Origin of the sequence: Niallia taxi (genome assembly GCF_004005475.1) — a bacterium.
Taxonomy (GTDB): domain Bacteria; phylum Bacillota; class Bacilli; order Bacillales; family Cytobacillaceae; genus Niallia; species Niallia taxi.
Genome location: NZ_RZTZ01000008.1, coordinates 138,562 through 158,354, shown reverse-complemented (window position 1 = coordinate 158,354; position 19,793 = coordinate 138,562). Strand labels below are relative to the sequence as shown.

25 protein-coding genes are annotated in these 19,793 nt (G+C 36.6%); 7 read left to right on the top strand and 18 right to left on the bottom strand.

Going from position 1 to position 19,793, the window contains the following annotated elements:
• The first annotated feature begins 127 nt into the window (after positions 1 to 127).
• On the top strand, positions 128 to 961 hold the full coding sequence (locus EM808_RS18755) for a sulfite exporter TauE/SafE family protein (protein ID WP_127739773.1): 834 nt from the start codon (positions 128 to 130) through the stop codon (positions 959 to 961).
• A 360-nt stretch (positions 962 to 1,321) separates the two neighbouring features.
• On the opposite strand, the gene EM808_RS18750 is transcribed toward EM808_RS18755, so the two are convergent.
• On the bottom strand, positions 1,322 to 2,188 hold the full coding sequence (locus EM808_RS18750) for a phosphorothioated DNA-binding restriction endonuclease (protein WP_127739739.1): 867 nt from the start codon (positions 2,186 to 2,188) through the stop codon (positions 1,322 to 1,324).
• 142 nt (positions 2,189 to 2,330) lie between these two features.
• Positions 2,331 to 2,768 (bottom strand): hypothetical protein, encoded by a 438-nt coding sequence (locus EM808_RS18745; protein ID WP_127739738.1) that lies wholly within the window; start codon positions 2,766 to 2,768, stop codon positions 2,331 to 2,333.
• A 188-nt stretch (positions 2,769 to 2,956) separates the two neighbouring features.
• Between EM808_RS18745 and EM808_RS18740 the strand changes: the two genes are divergently transcribed.
• From EM808_RS18740 to EM808_RS18730, 3 genes are all read left to right on the top strand, one after another.
• On the top strand, positions 2,957 to 3,178 hold the full coding sequence (locus EM808_RS18740; RefSeq protein ID WP_127739737.1) for a DUF6366 family protein: 222 nt from the start codon (positions 2,957 to 2,959) through the stop codon (positions 3,176 to 3,178).
• Between the two features lie 591 nt (positions 3,179 to 3,769).
• A complete protein-coding gene (locus tag EM808_RS18735; RefSeq protein ID WP_127739736.1) occupies positions 3,770 to 3,916 on the top strand; it encodes a BH0509 family protein in 147 nt (48 codons plus the stop codon).
• Between the two features lie 218 nt (positions 3,917 to 4,134).
• Complete coding sequence (locus tag EM808_RS18730; RefSeq protein WP_127739735.1) at positions 4,135 to 4,497, top strand: hypothetical protein; 363 nt, start codon at positions 4,135 to 4,137, stop codon at positions 4,495 to 4,497.
• A gap of 77 nt (positions 4,498 to 4,574) precedes the next feature.
• Here EM808_RS18730 and EM808_RS18725 read toward each other — a convergent pair whose 3' ends face one another.
• Genes EM808_RS18725 through EM808_RS18715 form a run of 3 tightly spaced genes read right to left on the bottom strand, consistent with a single transcriptional unit; the run spans position 4,575 to position 6,027 of the window.
• A complete protein-coding gene (locus EM808_RS18725; RefSeq protein WP_127739734.1) occupies positions 4,575 to 5,330 on the bottom strand; it encodes a class I SAM-dependent methyltransferase in 756 nt (251 codons plus the stop codon).
• Positions 5,331 to 5,345: 15 nt separating this feature from the next.
• Positions 5,346 to 5,696, bottom strand: coding sequence for a cupin domain-containing protein (locus EM808_RS18720; protein ID WP_127739733.1), 351 nt, complete (start codon positions 5,694 to 5,696; stop codon positions 5,346 to 5,348).
• A gap of 1 nt (position 5,697) precedes the next feature.
• On the bottom strand, positions 5,698 to 6,027 hold the full coding sequence (locus tag EM808_RS18715; protein WP_127739732.1) for a cupin domain-containing protein: 330 nt from the start codon (positions 6,025 to 6,027) through the stop codon (positions 5,698 to 5,700).
• A gap of 143 nt (positions 6,028 to 6,170) precedes the next feature.
• Between EM808_RS18715 and EM808_RS18710 the strand changes: the two genes are divergently transcribed.
• Positions 6,171 to 6,839, top strand: coding sequence for a Crp/Fnr family transcriptional regulator (locus EM808_RS18710; RefSeq protein ID WP_235856647.1), 669 nt, complete (start codon positions 6,171 to 6,173; stop codon positions 6,837 to 6,839).
• A 99-nt stretch (positions 6,840 to 6,938) separates the two neighbouring features.
• On the opposite strand, the gene EM808_RS18705 is transcribed toward EM808_RS18710, so the two are convergent.
• The 11 genes from EM808_RS18705 to EM808_RS18655 form a co-directional block, all read right to left on the bottom strand.
• Entirely contained in the window at positions 6,939 to 7,196 is a 258-nt protein-coding gene (locus EM808_RS18705; protein WP_164849709.1) for a DUF3953 domain-containing protein, read from the bottom strand.
• Between the two features lie 150 nt (positions 7,197 to 7,346).
• On the bottom strand, positions 7,347 to 7,772 hold the full coding sequence (locus EM808_RS18700; protein WP_127739729.1) for a hypothetical protein: 426 nt from the start codon (positions 7,770 to 7,772) through the stop codon (positions 7,347 to 7,349).
• The gene (locus EM808_RS18695; protein WP_127739728.1) at positions 7,769 to 7,978 is read right to left on the bottom strand and encodes a helix-turn-helix transcriptional regulator; all 210 of its coding nucleotides are present in this window, start codon (positions 7,976 to 7,978) and stop codon (positions 7,769 to 7,771) included. Before EM808_RS18695 ends, EM808_RS18700 begins: the two co-directional genes overlap by 4 nt.
• Before the next feature lie 114 nt (positions 7,979 to 8,092).
• On the bottom strand, positions 8,093 to 8,581 hold the full coding sequence (locus EM808_RS18690; protein ID WP_127739727.1) for a pyridoxamine 5'-phosphate oxidase family protein: 489 nt from the start codon (positions 8,579 to 8,581) through the stop codon (positions 8,093 to 8,095).
• 353 nt (positions 8,582 to 8,934) lie between these two features.
• Positions 8,935 to 9,657, bottom strand: coding sequence for a DUF2812 domain-containing protein (locus EM808_RS18685; protein ID WP_127739726.1), 723 nt, complete (start codon positions 9,655 to 9,657; stop codon positions 8,935 to 8,937).
• Positions 9,654 to 9,971, bottom strand: coding sequence for a PadR family transcriptional regulator (locus tag EM808_RS18680; RefSeq protein WP_127739725.1), 318 nt, complete (start codon positions 9,969 to 9,971; stop codon positions 9,654 to 9,656). The genes EM808_RS18685 and EM808_RS18680 overlap by 4 nt, the downstream gene beginning before the upstream one ends.
• Positions 9,972 to 10,232: 261 nt before the next feature.
• A complete protein-coding gene (locus tag EM808_RS18675) occupies positions 10,233 to 11,144 on the bottom strand; it encodes a PTS system mannose/fructose/sorbose family transporter subunit IID (RefSeq protein ID WP_127739724.1) in 912 nt (303 codons plus the stop codon).
• Between the two features lie 18 nt (positions 11,145 to 11,162).
• A complete protein-coding gene (locus EM808_RS18670; RefSeq protein WP_127739723.1) occupies positions 11,163 to 11,969 on the bottom strand; it encodes a PTS mannose/fructose/sorbose transporter subunit IIC in 807 nt (268 codons plus the stop codon).
• A 35-nt stretch (positions 11,970 to 12,004) separates the two neighbouring features.
• Positions 12,005 to 12,976 carry a mannose/fructose/sorbose PTS transporter subunit IIA gene (locus EM808_RS18665; RefSeq protein ID WP_127739722.1) on the bottom strand — a complete coding sequence of 324 codons (972 nt, stop codon included), beginning with the start codon at positions 12,974 to 12,976 and terminating at the stop codon, positions 12,005 to 12,007.
• A gap of 468 nt (positions 12,977 to 13,444) precedes the next feature.
• Positions 13,445 to 13,816, bottom strand: a complete 372-nt coding sequence (locus tag EM808_RS18660; protein WP_127739721.1) for a DUF956 family protein — start codon at positions 13,814 to 13,816, stop codon at positions 13,445 to 13,447.
• 544 nt (positions 13,817 to 14,360) lie between these two features.
• On the bottom strand, positions 14,361 to 15,410 hold the full coding sequence (locus tag EM808_RS18655; RefSeq protein WP_127739772.1) for a permease: 1,050 nt from the start codon (positions 15,408 to 15,410) through the stop codon (positions 14,361 to 14,363).
• Positions 15,411 to 15,591: 181 nt separating this feature from the next.
• On the opposite strand from EM808_RS18655, the gene selD reads away from it, so the two are divergent.
• The gene (selD, locus tag EM808_RS18650; protein WP_127739720.1) at positions 15,592 to 16,641 is read left to right on the top strand and encodes a selenide, water dikinase SelD; all 1,050 of its coding nucleotides are present in this window, start codon (positions 15,592 to 15,594) and stop codon (positions 16,639 to 16,641) included.
• A 26-nt stretch (positions 16,642 to 16,667) separates the two neighbouring features.
• Positions 16,668 to 17,714 carry a tRNA 2-selenouridine(34) synthase MnmH gene (mnmH, locus tag EM808_RS18645; protein ID WP_127739719.1) on the top strand — a complete coding sequence of 349 codons (1,047 nt, stop codon included), beginning with the start codon at positions 16,668 to 16,670 and terminating at the stop codon, positions 17,712 to 17,714.
• A 161-nt stretch (positions 17,715 to 17,875) separates the two neighbouring features.
• Here mnmH and EM808_RS18640 read toward each other — a convergent pair whose 3' ends face one another.
• Together EM808_RS18640 and EM808_RS18635 are read right to left on the bottom strand one after the other, a co-directional pair.
• Positions 17,876 to 18,841 (bottom strand): 2-hydroxyacid dehydrogenase, encoded by a 966-nt coding sequence (locus EM808_RS18640; protein ID WP_127739718.1) that lies wholly within the window; start codon positions 18,839 to 18,841, stop codon positions 17,876 to 17,878.
• A 175-nt stretch (positions 18,842 to 19,016) separates the two neighbouring features.
• Positions 19,017 to 19,547 carry a hypothetical protein gene (locus EM808_RS18635; RefSeq protein ID WP_127739717.1) on the bottom strand — a complete coding sequence of 177 codons (531 nt, stop codon included), beginning with the start codon at positions 19,545 to 19,547 and terminating at the stop codon, positions 19,017 to 19,019.
• Positions 19,548 to 19,793 lie beyond the last annotated feature (246 nt).

Below are 19,793 nucleotides of genomic sequence, written 5' to 3'. Positions count from 1 at the left end.
CTTTTTCCTATTAACTTTAGGTTTATATAATGGGTATAACAGTTGCTTATAGGCTATAAAATTATTCAAATATACAATCATCACTTCCTTTGATAGCCTTAAGGTATAAGAAAAAGGAGGAACGATGATGGATATCATAACAGGTTTAATATTAATTATCATTGGCATTATTGCAGGTGGCTATGGAACAATTGTCGGCTCTGGCGGCGGCTTTATCTTTGTTCCTGCATTATTGCTGGTGTTTCAAATGGACCCTGCCCTTGCTGCTGGTTCTGGAATCGTGATTGTTTTAATCAACTCCCTGTCAGGGGTAGTCGGCTATGCAAAACAAAAACGGATTCATTATCACACAGGCTTAAAACTAGCTACTGGTGCTATCCCAGGTTCTATTCTGGGTGTATGGCTTCTGCAAATCTACTCATCTAGCTATTTTTATATTATTTTTGCAACAATCTTAGTTGCTTTAGGGATATTTCTTTTTGCAAAAAATTCCCCGTTCGCGAATCTAAGAAAGAAAAAAGCGCGTCAATTAGGGCAAGAAGGAACCGTGAAAGATGAAATTGCTGCTACACGTGAAGAGTACGCTGTTTTGGAAAATGCAGCACATTTACCAATAGCCTACATCCTCCCAATTGGATTTATGATGGGGGTGCTTTCCAGCTATTTAGGAATTGGCGGCGGCTGGCTCCTTGTACCAATATTGATATATGGCTTTAAGGTTCCAACACATATTGCTACTGCAACGTCCATATTTTCACTTACCATTTATTCATCTGTAGGTGCTATTTCGCAAATCTTTTACAGCAGTATTGATTGGCAAATTGTCTTATGGGGTGGTTTCGGCGTACTAATCGGCTCCCAGGTTGGCGTACTGCTTTCGAAAAAACTACCAGGAAAAGTCATATTGCAGATGCTGTCTGTGCTGTTAATTATTATTGGCTTTCGTTTGTATTTAAGCTAGTCTTCTTCCTTCACCTCCTCCCTTCTCGTACTTCTTTTAGTTTGAAAGGAATTGTGGATTAAGGTAGAACTAGCACATAGCACTACTTGGAGAATTCAACTAGTGACTGTACCTATTTATAAGATTTTTTCAAAAGTGTATATCTGTAAAAAACTCATTAATATCAAGTATTATTAATGGTGTCTATAACTAGACACCATATTGTTGCGTTGAGTGAAAAAACCTCACTTTTTAGCATTAATTTTTCAGATACACACTGCATTTTTAATCGTTAAGTGACTACGTTTGGTCACTAAATACTATTGATTAACTAAAATAAAGAGCTGTTAGGATTATCACTAATAGCTCCTCCACTATTATTTAAATCATGTAGCTCGGTCCTCTAAAAACCTCCTTCACATGCCAATTCAAATAAGACTGCTTTGGATAATAATAGGCTTGAATTGGTTCACGGACGGGTTTTCCATTAAATTTCATTAACCATTCTTCAAATCCATGTGTACCATGTGCATCTTGAGAAACAAGCATTCTGCGTTCCTCTGATAATGTAAATACACCTCTATCAAATAGCTTATGATGCAGCGCGCATAAGGCAATTCCATTTTCTTCTGTATCAGGTCCTCCTGCTTGATGCCACTTAATATGAGCCGCTTCAATCCCAACAAGTGTATCAGCTAATCGGACATTAAAACCACAAATTGCACAGCTGTATCCATATGCTCTTAAAATTCGGTCTCTAAATTTAGGATCTCTTTTCCTCCTTGTATATAAAGTAAAATCAAGACCAACCGCATCTAAAAGATCCTCATGCAAGGTTTCTGGGAAGTGCTGATCCAATATTACTTGAGAAATCTCCTGCATCAGACTTTGATTGTCATATAAAAGGTTAAAAATCTCACTTGTAAAACCAGCTGACACATGATCATTTATCAGCTGCCGATTATTGGGGCTTTTTTCATTTACCTCTTTATCCAACATCCAAATTCCATCCTTCTTTAACCGGACAAACGGCTCTTCTGGATGATAAGATTTGCGGATTGGACCAAATTCTCGCAGTAATTCTGTCAGCTTTACTCTAGTTATTTCATATGGAATTAATCTATCACTATGTGCTTGCATCTGTCCTAAGGCATAAAGAATTAATAGCAGCTTATGAGGGGCGCGCTGGTCCCCTTTTTTCCATATTGATAATTTCTGAATCTTCGTTTTCAATTCTTCTGCATTCATTACTATCACCATTCTAAAGGTTATTGATAGTTATAAGTATAACAAAAACCAAGAAAATTAACTTCTTGGTTTTTCCTTGTTTATTTAGCCTTTAAACGGTTAGTTACTAGCTAAACAATTTCTCGTTTTTAAAGTAACATCCTTACTTAAATAATTTTTGAATCTCTATTATTTTATCCTCCTTAAGGATGAAGGAGTTTGCATTACTTCCTTCATCTTTAGATGTTGTGACATAAAAAGAATCATTACTATTAACAAACAATACCGCTTTTGGAATTTTCTCGTTCTTAAGAATAACACTATAATATTCATCAGGATTTAACGACTGTGGCTCTCTCACCCATTTTGCATCTGCAAAATCACTCATTACTTTCCTGATTTCCTTACGATTAGTAATATTCACCACTTGCTGTTGATCACTATCACCACTTAACTTATTGACCTCAATGGAGGTAATAGCATCATTGTTGATTTCTGTAACAGAATAAAAATCTTTATCTTTAAAATTAACATTGTAAATAATTATACCAATTCCCCCAACGAGGATTATCGCTACTATAATTGTTAGAACTTTTTTCAAGTTAACACTCCTAAAAAAAACATTATTTAATTATTCTGACTGGAACCATATAGCCTCTTTCAAATCTACAAATAGGATCCGCCTATCTATTTTATTTTATTAACTATGGATATAGCAGATTATTAATTTGTTCATTTTTCCAAATATACTGTATAATGTAAAAAATAAACAAATTGGAGGTTCTTCCTATGACTGGTAAACAAACATCTGCAGAAAAACGCGAGCAACTACGTCAGCAAGAGTTAAAAAACAATCCGACAGGAGCATTAAAGGATTCAATAGATAAAGCAAACAATGGCAGCACAGTAGATTTTACTGGTAACAGCAATTGGAAAGAAACTGGCTTTATGATTATATTAATTGTAGTTGCTGTTTTAGGCTATTTTGGTTATCGATTACTTTTTAGCTGATTTTGTTTTAGATATTCGTTTATAGAGCTTTAGGAAAATGAATTTAGTTTATGACTTGTTTGCGTACAGCTTACTTTTATTTCCTTGCCATCTTAGCCAAACATAGATCCTCCAAACAATGGAGGTTTTTTTGATCATTAGGTAACTGAGTATTGTTTTTTTACTGATCAGATAGTTGCTGCAGTATAAAAAAATAGTTTCATCATATTGTTAAGACGTCTTACTTTTTTTAGATTTTTCCTCTAACCATTTTGCTCTTGATAATTGTCCCCATAAACCAAATCCGCCTAAAATAATAACAATTCCAAGTGTAATCCAGATCATCTGTACTCCTCCTATGTGGAATTCACCGATACCATTTTACTTATTCTTCCACTGTCTCACTAATTTACTACGTGCGACTGTTAAAAAAGATTCATACCCTTTTACATAATAAAGATAAATAACAATTTCTGATTATTTTTCGAAAAACAATCTAATTTTAATATTTGTTTAATCTCATATTGAGATATATAATAAAGATAAGAACAGAAGGAAAACGTTTTCAACTCAACCAATTCGTTACTTCTCACACTTAAGGGAGGATTTAAAATGAGCCGAGTAGAAAGAAATTCCAAAGTACAGAAATTAATGGAGCAAACAAAATTCAATGAAAATGACATTTCAAAAATGACAGATTCCCAGATTGAATATTATCACTGGCTCTATTTTGTAGATTCAGAATATGACTATATGTAAATAATATATGCAAAATAAAAACCGGGACAATCCTCATAAACAGATTCTCCCGGTTTTGCTTTGCCAAAATCCCCTTATAATCCACCAAAGTGGAAACTCGATTAAACATACTTCTTCGTTTATTTAATGCACCGTATTATTTTTTAATTCTATAGACTTGCTGAAACCTTTTAACCTCTCCTGCGTATTAACTTTAAACGATACGAAGGAGACAAAAAATGAGAAAAATAGCCGTTTTTTCATTAATAATTTTCATATTCCTTTTAATTGGCTGTAACAACACGGAAAAGTCCATAATCACCGGCGCAGATTATGGTGGGACAATTCTTGAGGTTGACGATGATAGCATCGTTATAGGCACACATCCAGACGATATGTCTCTAGAGGCCTCCTATGAAGGACCAGTTGAAGTTGTTATTGATGATATCACAGAGTTTACAGGTGATATTTCAAGTTTGGAAAAACTTAAGGAGCAATTTAACGCGGATAAAAAATTGTTTGCTAGTATTTGGGCTAAAGAAAAAGGTGAAAATAATGACATCAATAATCAGGTATTATCCAAGATACATATTGAGAAGTAATTGTTTATTAACTAGATTGAACTAAGCCAGCGAATGTTCCTATCACTGGCTTTATGACTACATAAATATAGTGTCACCTACTTTTTACTGCAAACAACAATATAGTTTAAGCTTTTACCTGACTGGTTAAAAAACTTGAACATGCTTTTAAACGTTTGTCTGTTTTCCTTTTTCAGTCCATTTTTAATAATCGTTAGCATGCCAAGAAATCCTTCATCTCGGATCATTCCTTTAGGGTTCATCAACGACATGGCTCCAGAGTTTGTTTTTACTTCATTAAAGCCGATTGCTTTAAATGTATGCATCCATTCGTCCTGCGGCAGTGGGGAGACATTAACATGAATGATGTCTCTTAATGTATTCACTAGTGTTTGCGGTGTACCTTTTGTCAGCATAATATCATGAGTTAATAGTACTCCTCCTGGTTTTAAGACACGATAATATTCGGAAATTGCTTTCTTTTTTGCTGATTCATTAAACATTGTTAGCATTGCTTCATTAAATACTACATCAAATGTATTGTCTGCAAAGGGAAGATTCATAGCATTCCCTTGCTGCACAGTGATATAGTTTTGAAGCTGCGCTTTTTCGATATTCTTTTTTCCCTTTTCTAATGCTTTTGTATCCATATCAACAGCTGTTATGTGACACTTGTATGTTTCTGCAAGTTCAATCGAGGTTGTACACATATTGCAAGCTACTTCTAATACTTTTGATTTGTTCGTTAAGTTAGCTTCTTTTATTAACCAATTGGTTGCTGCAATTCCGCCTGGTCTTAATCGCTTTTTACCTAATCTCGCTAAAAAGGTATGTCCAACTTCCTTTTTCCCCATATTGCTGCACCTCTCTTATTGTTTGTCTGGTTTCACAACAATTAACAGCATTTGAAACGATTTGATCGCATGTAATGCATGTGGTATATTTGCTGGTAAAATTATGGTTTCGCCTCCATGAACAAGGTGTTTTTCCTCACCAATTATAATCTCTGCAATGCCAGACAGTATTTGCACCATAGCATCTCCTGGTGATGTATGCATTTTTATCCCTTCCCCTTCACCTAAGGAAAATAAGGTCATTCCGATAGAAGGTCTTTGTACTAATGTCATACTCGAAACTTGATTGGCATCAACTGCAACCATATCCTCCAATTTAATTACTTGTGAATGTGGTATTTTTTTTATTAAGCTGTCTGCTCCCATGTTAAATCTCCTTATTGTTATAATTGATTTGGACGAACTTACATCTTTCAAGTGCCTCAATTGCATGCTGCGTGTTTTTATCTATGATGAATGAATCTCCTATATGTAAAGCATAGGAAGTTTGGTTAATAGTTATATTTAAGCTCCCATCTAATACAAACACCATTTTCCTATTTGGTGAGGATTCACTGCTGATGCTTTCTTCTGAATCCATTGCATACATCACAATATTGGTATTATTTTCACTTATTAATACAGTGCTCGTTATTTGGTTATGACGATAAGCTATGGCAGCACTTAACGAAAATACCTGTTCTATCGGAAAATTCATTTGTTCCCCCTTCTATTACAAAGAATGTATTGAATATTTCAGGTAATTAGCTATAATGATATCAACCAATAATGATAATCTTTATCAATTAATTGGAGTATAACAGACGGAATAGTAAATTTCGGTTGCCTAGGCAACAAGAGGTGAGACTTTTGCAAAATTCATTTGAAATCTTACAAAACATCGATTTATTTAACGGTTTTTCTGAGGAAGAAATCAGGGAATCTATCCATTGCTTAAAGGGATATACAAAAAAATATCAAAAAAGGGAGATTATTTTTAGTAAAGCAGCCCCTCTTCCGACCTTTGGAATCGTTCTGACAGGGACTATCTTCTTAAGCAGTGAGGATATTACAGGATCAACGTTTATTTTCACTGAATTAAGCGCAGGGGATATTGTTGGCGAGACAGCTCTTCAATTCACTCAAACTGGAGTGGAGTATGATGTAACTGCGGCAACTGACTGCGAAATTCTCTTTTTTCATAAAGAAAATATCGTTCAGCCTAATAAAGTCATTTGTGCGTTACGAGCACGAATTATCGAAAACCTTTTTACACTGCTATTACAAAAAAACCAAGAGTTATATCATAAATTAGACATTGTTTCCCATAAAAATCTCCGCAACAAAATTCTGCATTATTTACATTTGCAATCACAAAAAAGTGATACCCAGCACTTTACGATTCCTTTTTCCCGAGAGGAGCTAGCCAATTATTTAATCGTGGACAGAAGTGCATTATCAAGAGAACTCAGTCGCATGCAGGATGATGGGTTAATTACATTTTCTCGTAATACATTTCAGCTTTTGTGAGTAAATGATACAGTGATGCATAAAAACGGATGAAATGAGCTTCATCCGTTTTCATCAATATTATAGTAATTTTTTTGTAATCCCTAATTTGACGTTAAATTACTTCATTAAAATACCTTCCACACCAACATAAAAAACAAAAAGCGAACTGCCTAAATAAAGGATTCCCCACCCCAGCTTCTTCGTTCGTTTATATTCCTTCACCCCAATAATAATTAACCATGCACTTAAAAGGATAAATACAAGCGGTTGTAAGCTGAAGTTTTCTGTAACAGAACTATAAATACTACCAAATAAAACCAGTGTTCCGATAATTAATTGAACTATTACTAAACCAGTAAGTTTTCTTCTTTTCACTTTTCTACCTCCTGTAAACAGGTAACCTCTTAACTTATTACGGATAAGTCCGAGAAATGTTTCAACATACAAGCATGCTGATAAGAAGAGCATAACAAAAAAGAGCATAGACTTTTCATCCCTGCCCCTAAAACATTAAGTAAAACTTATTCATTCTTCCGTAATATCCTCGTTTCGTTTTACTCGTAAATAATATAAATATATAATCGGAGCAATACCACAAATAAATATAATTCCACCAATCATTAACCCCATGTTTATTCCATCTGTAAGGGACACTACCAGGATAAAAATTGCCGTAATTAAGGAGAGCACAGCAATGGAAATCCATAAGCTCTTTTTTGGGTTTTTCTTGGTGCTCTCATGGTCTGCACTAATACTCATTGATAAATAGGCTGAGACAATTGTTGAAATCATAAACACAAACCATAAGGGATTATCCATCATTTCGTCAAAGCCTTTAATTACTAGCTCATACCCTAAAATGGCTAGTATACCAGCGGTTTGAATGATGTAGGCAATGCGGATGTTTTTTAGATTTTGAATTTTTAAGCGTTCATCTTTAATCATTTTCATTCAACATTTCCCTCCTTTTCTGGCCAAAATACATCATCTAGCGTTTTATTAACTGCACGACAAATATCTATACATAACTTTAAGGATAGATTATATTTTCCCTTCTCAATTAAACTAATTGTTTGACGGGTTACATTGATCTTTTCAGCCAGCTGCTGCTGTGTTAAATTAACTTGAAGACGAGAAATTTTCACTTTATTTTCCAAATAAGTAAATCCCTCCTTACTCATATAGTAACATATATATAACTTTATTCCATATATATATTACATTTCGCACAAAAAATGGATTGTCCATTAATCAGACAATCCATTTTATTATTAATTTTTCAATTCAACTGTTTCATTAACATCAGTCGAATCAGAGCTTTGTCCTGTCATGCGTTTATAGAAGAAAGCCATTTTCTTTGTTAAATTACCCGTTTCCCAATATTCGGCTGCTTCTGCTTTGATCTTAATCAAAACAACACTTGGATCATCATAGGAGGTTTGCATAATTTTCTCATATGCTTTGCTCCAAAGTTCCTTTTTCTTGTTTAAATCCTCCACGATTTCTGCTCTTCCTCGGACAGAAACATAGGATTTACCTGCGTAAGCGACATTCACATCTTGATCATGTAAAATTTCTTCATATTTATCTGTCTCTTTTTTAGTGAAAAACCATAAGTCTCCATCAAACTCGACTTCCTGCGTTTTCATTGGGCGAGACACAAGCCCTTCTTTTGTTACGGTCGTTAGCATGGCCGTGTCTATATCCTTGATTAACTCTCTTAATGTTTCAAGCTCTTCTTGTTTTATCATGTTAGACATTTCCATCACCTCATTATTTGTTATAGAGGTATATTACCCTTTGTACTAGCTTTTAATCATATTAAGATATATTGTTTACCTGAATCCCCTATTTGTATAAGGACATACAACTGCAAATGGAACAATTGAGGACATGATACTTAACCCCAAAAGAGCATGATTCCAGTTTGGAATCAATGCTCTTACCCGTTAATGAAACTTATCGTATTAATTAATTGTATCTCCTTTTTTAGTAGGACAAATAGGTTAGAGATTAAGCTGGCATACAAAGAATAGCAAGAGCTTTTCACTTTCTTCATAAAAATAAGGCTTCCTTGATGAAAGAAAGCCCTTTGCAGCAAATATTTCATTGCCTAATTATTTCCTCGTACCCTTATATATAACGACATTATAACCCAAATAATCATTGGTGCGACAATACCACCTATTAGCATAGCAGCTAATATAGAAACAGAATAACTTATACTTTCAAACACTTGGAAAATTACTAACACAACGAAAAGAAGAAATATAATTGGTAAAGCCTTCACCAATGTTACTAAGCCTTTTCTTCCTTCTGCTTTCCATTTATTACTGTATGTGGCAATCAATGTCCAAGAGGCGGGAATGGCGACAATGAGGAATACGACAGCAAGTATATTAAATATCATTTGTATTGTGCCTGTGCTTATAAGTGCTCCTAGACAAGCGAATACTGTCAGGAAAACCATTGAAATTACGAGCCATCTCATTGATTTTATGGAGTTCACATGCTTTTCAGCCGTAGTCTCTCGATCACTGTAAATAGGCTTTGTACCAGGTGATGCTCGAAAAAGGTGGATGTTATCTTGTGATGAAATATGTGTCCAGCCTGAGGAAGCAAAAAATTCAAAATACTCCTCGCCCTCCATATCCTTTAATGAACGGTAATCTACACTATATATATAATCAGCACTTTCACCTTTTTTTAAGGTATACCCCATAAATTTAAACCCACTAACATGCCAGCCATCATTAGAAAGCTTTCGTAATTGCTTCATGTCCTTTTCCTCAGCAAAAGCTAAACCGCCTGACAAAACATATTTAGTCTGCTTCATTCTTCAGCCTCCTTTAACCCTATTTCTGCCAATTGAATCATTATTTTTCTTAGACTTACATCTGCCGTTAAAACTTCTTTGCCTTTTTCAGTCAGCAGATATGTTTTCCGTCTTGGATCTGAATCATCATAAAGGTAAATCCATTCATGCTTTAATAGCTTCTTAATTATCGTATACATGGAAGCAGGTCCGATCGTTATTGCTCCTTCTGTTCGTTCTTCGATAAGGCTCATTATTGCATAGCCATGTCTTGGCTTAGTTAGTGCTGACATAATATAGAACATGGAATCTGTTAATTGTTCCGTTGTTTTCAATCAATCACCTCCTGTATCCTTTTTTGATATATCACAAAGTGATACATTATGTTAATTTTAATATATCACTTTGTGATATATATGTCTACAGATTAATGTATCATAAAGTGATATATTTTTTGGTGCCATTTGTCCAATAACTTTATTTGTGTTATTTCTGTGTTAACAATTGAAAGGTGCCAACAAATGGGGAATACAAAAAACACCTCCTAATTAACAGGAGGTGTTTTTTGTGTTTCATTATTTACTTAAAGCTATTCATTACATTAAGTGAATTAAGTGGAACACGATACCAACCGCGAACAATCCAAGGATCATAACGATTGGAGATACCTTTTTCTTAAGCAGCCACATACACAGAAGTGTTAGCAGCAAACCAGCTAAACCAGGAATTAAGCTGTCTAAGTTTGCTTGTAATGTGGTGACCTTCATAGGATCTAACGATAATCCGGCAGCTTGCTGTTCGAGCGCTGTTTTTATGCCTTGTGCACCATCAGGTAGTTTATCCCATTCGATAAATGCACCCTTGTCGAGTTCAACGGACGATACAACTGGGGTGAATTGGACGGATACCCACCTGTTAACAAGGGCCCCGAGTATAAACATCCCGAGTATGGAGGCACCTTTTGTAATGCTTTGCAGGATGCCGCCAGATAAGTCGTCCGTAATTTTAGAGCCTGCTTTGTAACCAAATTCTTGTGTATACCATGTGAAAGCCATTCGGATGATATTCCAAGCAAAGAAGTAAATAATTGGACCAAGGATATTACCAGTTAATGCAAGTGAAGCTGCTAATGCACCAAGGATTGGTTTAACCGTGAACCAGAAAACTGGATCACCTATACCTGCTAAAGGTCCCATCATTCCGACTTTAACACCTTGAACTGCTGTGTCTTCAACTGGTGCACCATTTGCACGTTCTTCCTCAAGAGCTAATGTAACACCAATAATCGGTGAAGCAACATATGGGTGTGTATTAAAGAACTCTAAGTGACGTTTTAATGCGTCAGAACGATCTTCTTTTGTTTTATATAATTTTTTGATGGCAGGAATCATGGAAAATGCCCAACCACCGTTTTGCATACGTTCATAGTTCCAAGAACCTTGAAGGAAAGTGGAACGCCACCAAACAGAAACACGATCTCTTTTCGATAATCTTAATTCTTTTTCCATTGTTTATTCCCCTCCTTCTTAGTAATTATCAATAATATCGCCTAATGGATCTCCATTGTTGGAGTTTCCGCCGCCACCTGAGCCGCCTTGCTTAGATAGTGCTAAGTAAATAAGTGCAAGCGCCACACCGATAGCTCCAAGACCGATAAGTGTGATTTGTGAAACTGTTGCTAATACGAAGCCGATTGCGAAGAATGGCCATACTTCTTTTGTAGCCATCATGTTGATTACCATTGCATAACCAACTGCTACAACCATTCCCCCACCGATTGCCAAGCCGCTTGTTAACCAAGTTGGCATTGCTTCAAGCATTTCTCTAACAGGACCTGCTCCAATAGCTAAGATTAATACAGCTGGGATTGCGATACGCAAACCTTGCATACAGATTGCGACGATATGCCATAATTCAACTTTTCGTATATTACCTTCTCTTGCTGCAGCATCCATTAAATGCACCAATGCTGTTGCAATTGTACGAACGATGATTGTTAATAACAAACCAGCAACTGCAAGAGGAACTGCAATCGCGATAGCAGAGGATACTCCAGCTTCTCCCTGCCCACTTAAGACTAAAATAATTGCAGATGCAATTGATGCTAACGCAGCATCCGGAGCTACGGCAGCTCCAATGTTTGCCCAACCTAAAGCGATCATTTGCAGCGTACCACCTAAGATAAGACATGGTACTAAGTTTCCAGTAACTAAGCCGATTAACGTACATGCAATGATAGGTTGGTGGAAGTGGAACTCATCCAAAATCCCTTCGACACCAGCTAAAAATGCGACGATAATGACTAATATTATTTGAATCATATTTAAATCCATGTTATTAGTCCTCCCGTTTTCTCTGATTTATACGATTATTTTTGCTTATTTAATTCTTCCTGTGCCTTTTTGAGAATATCATCCATATTGCCTTTTGAATCGTTCGGTACCTTGCGTACATCGAAGTTCAAACCAGCTTCTTTAAGCTTAGCGAATGTATGAATGTCTTCCTGACTAAAAGCCAATACCTTATTCGGTTGAACCTTCCCAGGTGAGTGGGCCATTGAACCGACATTAATGGTTTTTAATGGAACGCCACCTTCGACTGCTTTCAGCGTATCCTGCGGGTTTTCAAACAGAAGCAATGCACGCTGACCGCCGAAGTGTTTATCATCCTTAGCAAGCTCAATCATTTTATTGATTGGTACAACATGTGCCTTAACGCCTGGAGGAGCAGCCTGTTGAATCAATTTCTTCCGTAGATCATCTTTAGCTACAGCATCAGACACAACAATAATTCGTGTTGGCTGGGTCGTTTTTGTCCAAGCTGTTGCTACTTGACCATGAAGTAAACGAGAGTCGATACGTGCTAACACGTATTCAAATTTACCAGGTGCACCTGCATTAACTGGTTTAGCAGCAGCTGCAGCAGTGGTTTCTGCTGGTTCTAATTCTTCTGGTTTTACTTTAACCCCTTCTTTTGCTGTACCTAAAATATGTGCAGCAATTTCATGGGCTGTGTTCATGGAGAAGCGTGATGCATAAGCTTCAATCAACATAGGTAAGTTCATACCTGCAACAATCGCCCATTTGTCTTTGTGATCTTCTATCAAGCTGTTGGCTTGGTTGAATGGAGTTCCACCCCAAAGATCGACTAAGAATAATACTTCGTCTTGATTGTCGAAAGAGGCGATTGCTTCTTGCATTTTTGCCTTGACATTTTCAGGTCCTTCGCTCGGCATCAATGTTACAGCTTTTACATTTTCTTGCTCTCCGAAAATCATCGCTCCAGATTGCATGATACCAGTGGCGAATTCACCATGACTAGCAATGATAATTCCTACCATCTTTTTACCTCCTATTATTATTTACAGCTAAATTACTAAAATGATTTCATCAAGTGTAGTTCAGCTGTATTTCTTCAGCTCATTTAAAGCGGTTACATCTTCGATAGAATAACAAAAAAGGCATGAGTAAAAAGTCGATTTAAATGAGGATATAGGTATAGAGTGCCCCTTATCCTTCATTTCAATCAATACTTTTAACTCATGCCTGATCGAATCAGTAACACGTAAAAAATATGACGATGATATATAGTTTTATGTAAACGCTTTAAGTTTAGAATAAAAAATTTTCGCCTCGCTTTAATGAGCTTGCAAAAATATTGTAGCATACTTAATTATCATCTTACAAGGGGAATTTTATCTTTTTTTTCGCAGCCTTATCACAAAGGTTGCGTTTACAATTGTAAGAGCGGTAAGACAATTATTATTTCACAGTCTCTTTTTCAACTTCAATTACAAATTGCCAAACTATTATTTTTTGATTTTTCCTTTTACACCGCGTTTAACAACATCAAAGAAGCTTAAAGATTGCACCATTTTGCTTGCATCAATGTAATTACGAACCTCTCGCAATACTTTTTTTGGATCCTTTGAAGAAAAAATATATTTTCCATTACGCTTAGTTTGAACAGCATATCGAGGTATCCATTTCCCTTTGAACATAACAGAGGCTGTCACGATATCGACTTCTTCCCAAGGAATTTGAATAAATTTACGAGCATCACGAGTATTAAAGAATTCAAAACCCTTATCTCCAATCATGATTTTACCGTACTCTGAAATTCCCATATGTGAGGTTGCATCTGTAACAAAATCGACCTTAGTGTTAATTGACTGGACCATTTGATGTACTCCATTTCTTTATATTTACTAATCATTATACGTATTTTTTTATTTTTAGCAAAAAATACTTAGGATAATTTCGAGGATAGTTAGTAAAACCCGATGTGCATTTTTTAACTATAGCCTTTGAACAAAGTTGCTAATTAATGTTTTATTGCCCTACCCCTTACTTAGTTAAAAAAGCATATTAGCAAGGATATTTTATGGTGTCTATATCAAGACACCATATAAAAAAACAGTAGATGAAGCTCATTCAAATCATCATCAAAATTTATTTTTCTTCGTGCAAAGTAATTTTTACCAATTAGTATGCTATCCGAATAACTTCATTTACAATAAATAAAGTAAAGTTTGCATTTTTTTCCATCGTTCCCCAATGGTAAAGGCTGAGCTCCCTCTGCTTCTTGCTGCTCCATGCTGCCAAAATTTTTTATAGCACAACAAAAAATGGACCCAAACAGTTAAGCGGACTGATTAATGATTCGCTTAAAAAGTTCAGGACCATTTTAGACTGAAAAACTTGTCTCAGCCGCTTTCATTCATTTTATAACCAAATCCAACCAATAAGTCCACTTAATATTCCTAATCCGGCAACAGATCCTGCCACAAAGACTAGTACTCTAGCAGGAAATGATCTAGCCACAATTAGTAATGATGGCAGGCTGACAGATGGTAATGTAATTAACAGTGCAGCAGCGGGTCCCCCTCCTAGGCCCATTGCCAGGAATGTTTGGATGATAGGAATTTCTGCAGCTGTTGGGATTACGAATAGCATGCCGGCAATAGCAAATATTATAATGGCAATCAGACTGTCTGCCATTGCTCCACTCATATTAGGGAATATCCAGAACCGTGCTGCTCCTAATAAAAGGACTGATAAAACATACGCAGGCACAACATAAAGAACCATTGTAACAATACTTTTTAGCCATCTGACCATAAATGGACGATTTTCTGACTCCTCGTCTGTTTCAACAAGCTCATCTACATCTACTTTATCTGTATCTTTTACTAGTTTATTAGCTAGATAACTGACACCAAATGTTAACAGCAAACCTCCCACTAAGCGGATTAGTGTGAACTTCCACGACAGGACAAAGGCCATAAATACTAATGTTGCTGGGTTAATAGCAGGATTTCCGAGCCAAAATGCAAGGCTTGCACCGACTGACGCATTTTTTTCCCTTAATCCAACTGCCATTGGTGCGGCACAGCAGGTGCACATCATCCCTGGCATAGAGGCGATTCCTGCTGCAGCAGTACTGCCGAAGGATGTCTTTCCAAGTACCTTCCAAAGCCATTTTGATGGCAGCAGCACTTGCAACAGTGACCCTAGCACAATACCTAGTACAGCCGCTTTCCAAACAGCGGTAAAGTACGTGATTGCGTAAGTGTATGCCCCTTTCCATGTGAATGTTCCAGACACTTGGTCTGCCAATATCGAGGAGCCAATCGTATGGGTTGTAGCTGCCAGGATTGTTTTTTGGTAATATGGCCACCATTTTATATAACTAAGTCCTAATATTGCAACGACTAAGAACAGGACAGTAAACAAAACTGCTCTTTTTTTGCTAGCAGGACTTGCAAGGTGCATATTTTTGCTTGAAGCCACTTTATTTCACCTTCATTGATAAATATTTTTGTATAGCTCATTATAACACATCAATTCTATTAGTACCTTTTAGAAAGAACCGTTAATTGTGCATTAGTATAAAATGTGTTTTATAATAAATAGGTACATGAAAAGAATTAATTAGAAAGAAGGTTGGTGTCATATGACACAGTCTTATCCAGTAAAACTAACTAGCTTATCAACAAAAGGGGGCTGCGGCTGCAAGATTGGTCCTGCTGATTTGTCAGAAGTAATTAGAATGCTTCCCCCTGCAGAACCTAATCCGAATCTGCTTGTAGGTCTTGATACTAGTGATGATGCAGGTGTTTATAAATTAACAGATGATTTGGCGCTAGTACAAACACTCGATTTTTTTACACCGATTGTTGATGATCCTTATTCATTTGGTCAAATCGCTGCAGCAAACGCGTTAAGCGATATATATGCAATGGGTGGAAAGCCTTTAACAGCACTAAATATCGTCGCTTTCCCTATTTCTGTTCTTGATAAGGAGATTTTATCAGACATTATGCGCGGTGCTGGTGATAAAGTAAAGGAAGCTGGGGCAACACTTGTTGGAGGCCACTCTATTGATGATAAAGAACCTAAATTTGGTCTTGCTGTGACTGGTACTGTTCATCCTGACAAAGTCCGTGCAAATGCAGGTGCTAAGCCTGGCGATAAACTTATTCTTACTAAACCGATTGGTGTCGGTATTTTAACAACTTCCATTAAAAGGTCCTTACTGTCAGAGGAAGAAATCGATCGTGTTACGACAGTAATGGCAACTTTAAATAAAACTGCTGCAGAAGTAATGGAACCATTTAACGTACATGCATGTACGGATGTCACAGGCTTTGGTTTACTTGGACATGCTTCAGAAATGGCAAAAGGAAGCCAAGCTGGCATTACTATTTATAAAGAGCAAGTCCCTCTTCTTCCAAGAGTCAGAGAATTGGCTGAACAAGGGGTCATTCCAGGCGGCACAAAAAATAACTTTGCACACCTAGATGGGGAAGTATCATTTCCCGCACAAATGGATGAATTGGATCAGCTGATTTTATGTGATGCGGTTACTTCTGGCGGACTGTTAATTTCTGTCAGCGGAGATGAAGCAGACTCCCTGCTTGCTCAACTAATTGAAAAAGGTGTGGAGGCTGCCTTAATAGGTGAAGTAACAGACAATCAAAAGGGACATATTGTTGTTGCTTAAAGAGGTATTAGAAAGAAGGGTTACGATTGTTCCAAGATATTACGATTGAAAAATTGTTGGATCTGAAAGACAAGAAAGACTTCACACTAGTTGATGTTCGTTCACCGGCTGAATTTGCCGAAAATACAATTCCAGGAAGCATAAATATTCCCCTATTCAATAATGAAGAGCGGGCAGAAATCGGGACTATCTACAAACAGGTTAGTGTCGATGCCGCAAAAGCACGAGGCGTGGAAATAGTATCAGCCAAGCTTCCTGAGTTTGTTCGGGCCTTTCAGGAATTATCCAGAGACGTAGTCGTCTTTTGTTGGCGAGGAGGTATGAGGAGTAAAACTTCTGCGACACTTATTGATCTAATGGGAGTTCATGCCTTCCGGCTTCAAGGCGGCATCCGTTCATACAGACAATGGACTGTATCGCAAATAGAAAGTCTTGAAATAAAGCAGGAAGCAATAGTTTTAAACGGTTATACAGGCTCTAATAAGACAAAAATCCTGTTGCAGCTTGCTTCAGAGGGCTATCCTGTTATTGATCTTGAAGGGTTGGCAAACCACCGCGGTTCCATTTTCGGCCAAATCGGAAAACATGCACATAATCAAAAAACATTTGATTCCTTGCTTATACATCACTTAGAAAAGTTAAAGGGTTCGTCTTATCTTCTGATGGAGGCTGAAAGCAAACGGATAGGCAAAGTTGTTATTCCAGAGCCTCTGCTAAAAAGAAAAGAAGCAGGCATCCAAATCTTTCTGCACATGCCGATTGAGGAAAGAGTAAAGCATATTCTTGAAGATTATGAGCCATGGGAGCATCACCAAGAATGTCTTGAGGCTTTCCAGCTAATCAAGAGAAGAATTCATACACCAATCGCAGCATCCATTGAAGATCACTTAATAAACAAAAACTATGAACAAGCTGTTTACCTGCTTTTAGAATATTATTATGACCCACTTTATGAACGAAAAGCCAAACTTTATGGTGAAGAGCGGACCATCATACTGACTGCTCAAAATACTGAAACAGCAGTGCTTGCTATCAAGAATGCCTTGGCAAAGAATGCAGTAAAAAGTTATTGATAAAAAGACGATATTAGCTGTATAGGCTGATATCGTCTTTTTATGTAAAAAATACTCTTGGTAAGGTTTAATTCCCTTTGACTTTTGTACATCAATAAAAGATTGCAATAATACAGTCCACGAGTTTAAACAGCTCTAAATTAATCAAAGCTTCACTTATATTACAGGCGAACCTCTGTTAATGGAGTATCACCATTCAGCACTCTTACTATATTATCTGCTGCAAGATGTGCCATTTTCATTCTTGTATTAAGACTTGCACTTCCGATATGCGGCAATGTAACCACATTAGTTAAAGTTAATAATTGATGATTAACTGGTACTGGTTCCTGTTCAAAAACATCTAAGCCAGCACCCCAAATTTCGCCGCTTTTTAATGCATGATATAATGCCTCTTCATCGACTAGGCCGCCTCTGGCTGTGTTGATAAGAATGGCATTTCGTTTCATTAAAGACAATTCCTCTTTCCCGATCAGATGGTGGACTTCTGGACTATATGGAAGCATGAGACATACAAAATCAGACCTTTTCAAAAGTTCCGTCTGCTCTGCATATGTGATACCAAGTTCACGTTCTTTATCATACTTTCGGGTGCGATTATAATAAAGCACATTCATGTTAAACCCTTGTGCCCTCTTCACAAGTGCTTCACCAATTCTACCTAATCCAATAATCCCTAATGTTGCTCCAAATATATCTTGACCAGTAAATTCCATTAACGACCAAGCCCCCCATTGTCCACCTCGCAAAGCATCAGAGGCAGCTGTTACGCCGCGAGCAGCTGCCATTAACAGCGTAAAGGTTAAATCTGCTGTCGTTTCTGTTAAAACTCCAGGGGTATTAGTCACGATTATTCCTTTTTTCGTTGCTGCTTTAACATCAATATTGTTGTAGCCTACCGCTACATTACTTATAATCTGTAAATGCTTCGCCCTGGTTATGACCTCTTCATCTATCGTGTCTGTTAATAAACAAATAAGCCCGTTTACATTTTCAACTTCTTTAAGCAGTATTTCCCTTGGTACTGGTTTCCCTTCTTCCTCCCACATCCGCACATGAAGTCTTCGCGATAGCTTCTCAACGATTTCATTTGGCAGCTTTCTAGTAATGTACACAGTCTGTTTCATTGAATCTCCACCTTTTCCACTGGAAAGTTTTTCAATCCTACTACAGATAGATTACAACAAATCAAGATATTGGGAAACTATCCTGTCCCTTTAAGCATCACCATTTATTATTGTGAGCTATTTATAAAAGCGCAAAAAAAGAGAGGTATACCAAATCGGTACCTCTCTTCCTGAATTATTGTTCAGATTGATAGTCAATATCATACTTTTTCGCTAATTTGCCCATATCTTCATGGTAATCTTTAATCAACAGCAAGTACTCCTGCGCTTTTGCGTTTGATTGACCAAATAAATCTTCTTCTTTCGTTTCTAAGCCTTGTTTTTCAAGCTGCAATGCATCGTAATATGTGCTTGTTGCTTCTTCCATTTGTTTTTTCAAGGGCTTTAATTCAGAAGAAGTGACTTCCATATTTTTTGCTTCATTAACTGCTTTTTCATATGTCGGGATGACTTGATTAATCAGCACTTTATACAGCTCTTCATCTGATTTAAAGTTATCGCCTGTCACAGTTTCCAGTGCTTCATTTGCCTCTGTTTCATATGCAGAAACCTTCGCAACATCATTGTTAATGAAATCCACAACTTCCTTTTGCGTTTCATCAAAAGAAGCCTCTTCCTTTGTATCCTCTTCTTTTGTCGTTGAATTATTGCTGCAGCCTACAAGCAATATAAGTACAGCAATTAAACTGTAAATTAATTTTGCCAAAACACCTTACCTCACTATTCTATGATATCTAAATTGCTTCTTTCTTTACTATAACATACTGAAATATCGGATACAGGTAAAAAGCTCGAATCAATATGACTAATAGTATTCCCAAATAACTTTCGTGCTCGCTATTTTTTTATTGTTACGTGCATAAGTATAAGGTCTAAACAAAGTGACTATTAGTTGAAAAGATAACCAAATCACGTAAATGAACGAGACTATTTATGTATATATACAAACTTT

Coding starts and splice junctions, on each gene's coding strand:
- EM808_RS18755 (WP_127739773.1), top strand. CDS start 128: ATGGATATCATAACAGGTTTAATATTAATTATCATTGGCATTATTGCA.
- EM808_RS18750 (WP_127739739.1), bottom strand. CDS start 2,188: ATGAATGCAGAAGAATTGAAAACGAAGATTCAGAAATTATCAATATGG.
- EM808_RS18740 (WP_127739737.1), top strand. CDS start 2,957: ATGACTGGTAAACAAACATCTGCAGAAAAACGCGAGCAACTACGTCAG.
- EM808_RS18735 (WP_127739736.1), top strand. CDS start 3,770: ATGAGCCGAGTAGAAAGAAATTCCAAAGTACAGAAATTAATGGAGCAA.
- EM808_RS18730 (WP_127739735.1), top strand. CDS start 4,135: ATGAGAAAAATAGCCGTTTTTTCATTAATAATTTTCATATTCCTTTTA.
- EM808_RS18725 (WP_127739734.1), bottom strand. CDS start 5,330: ATGGGGAAAAAGGAAGTTGGACATACCTTTTTAGCGAGATTAGGTAAA.
- EM808_RS18720 (WP_127739733.1), bottom strand. CDS start 5,696: ATGGGAGCAGACAGCTTAATAAAAAAAATACCACATTCACAAGTAATT.
- EM808_RS18715 (WP_127739732.1), bottom strand. CDS start 6,027: ATGAATTTTCCGATAGAACAGGTATTTTCGTTAAGTGCTGCCATAGCT.
- EM808_RS18700 (WP_127739729.1), bottom strand. CDS start 7,772: ATGAAAATGATTAAAGATGAACGCTTAAAAATTCAAAATCTAAAAAAC.
- EM808_RS18690 (WP_127739727.1), bottom strand. CDS start 8,581: ATGTCTAACATGATAAAACAAGAAGAGCTTGAAACATTAAGAGAGTTA.
- EM808_RS18685 (WP_127739726.1), bottom strand. CDS start 9,657: ATGAAGCAGACTAAATATGTTTTGTCAGGCGGTTTAGCTTTTGCTGAG.
- EM808_RS18675 (WP_127739724.1), bottom strand. CDS start 11,144: ATGGAAAAAGAATTAAGATTATCGAAAAGAGATCGTGTTTCTGTTTGG.
- EM808_RS18670 (WP_127739723.1), bottom strand. CDS start 11,969: ATGGATTTAAATATGATTCAAATAATATTAGTCATTATCGTCGCATTT.
- EM808_RS18665 (WP_127739722.1), bottom strand. CDS start 12,976: ATGGTAGGAATTATCATTGCTAGTCATGGTGAATTCGCCACTGGTATC.
- EM808_RS18660 (WP_127739721.1), bottom strand. CDS start 13,816: ATGGTCCAGTCAATTAACACTAAGGTCGATTTTGTTACAGATGCAACC.
- EM808_RS18655 (WP_127739772.1), bottom strand. CDS start 15,410: ATGCACCTTGCAAGTCCTGCTAGCAAAAAAAGAGCAGTTTTGTTTACT.
- selD (WP_127739720.1), top strand. CDS start 15,592: ATGACACAGTCTTATCCAGTAAAACTAACTAGCTTATCAACAAAAGGG.
- EM808_RS18640 (WP_127739718.1), bottom strand. CDS start 18,841: ATGAAACAGACTGTGTACATTACTAGAAAGCTGCCAAATGAAATCGTT.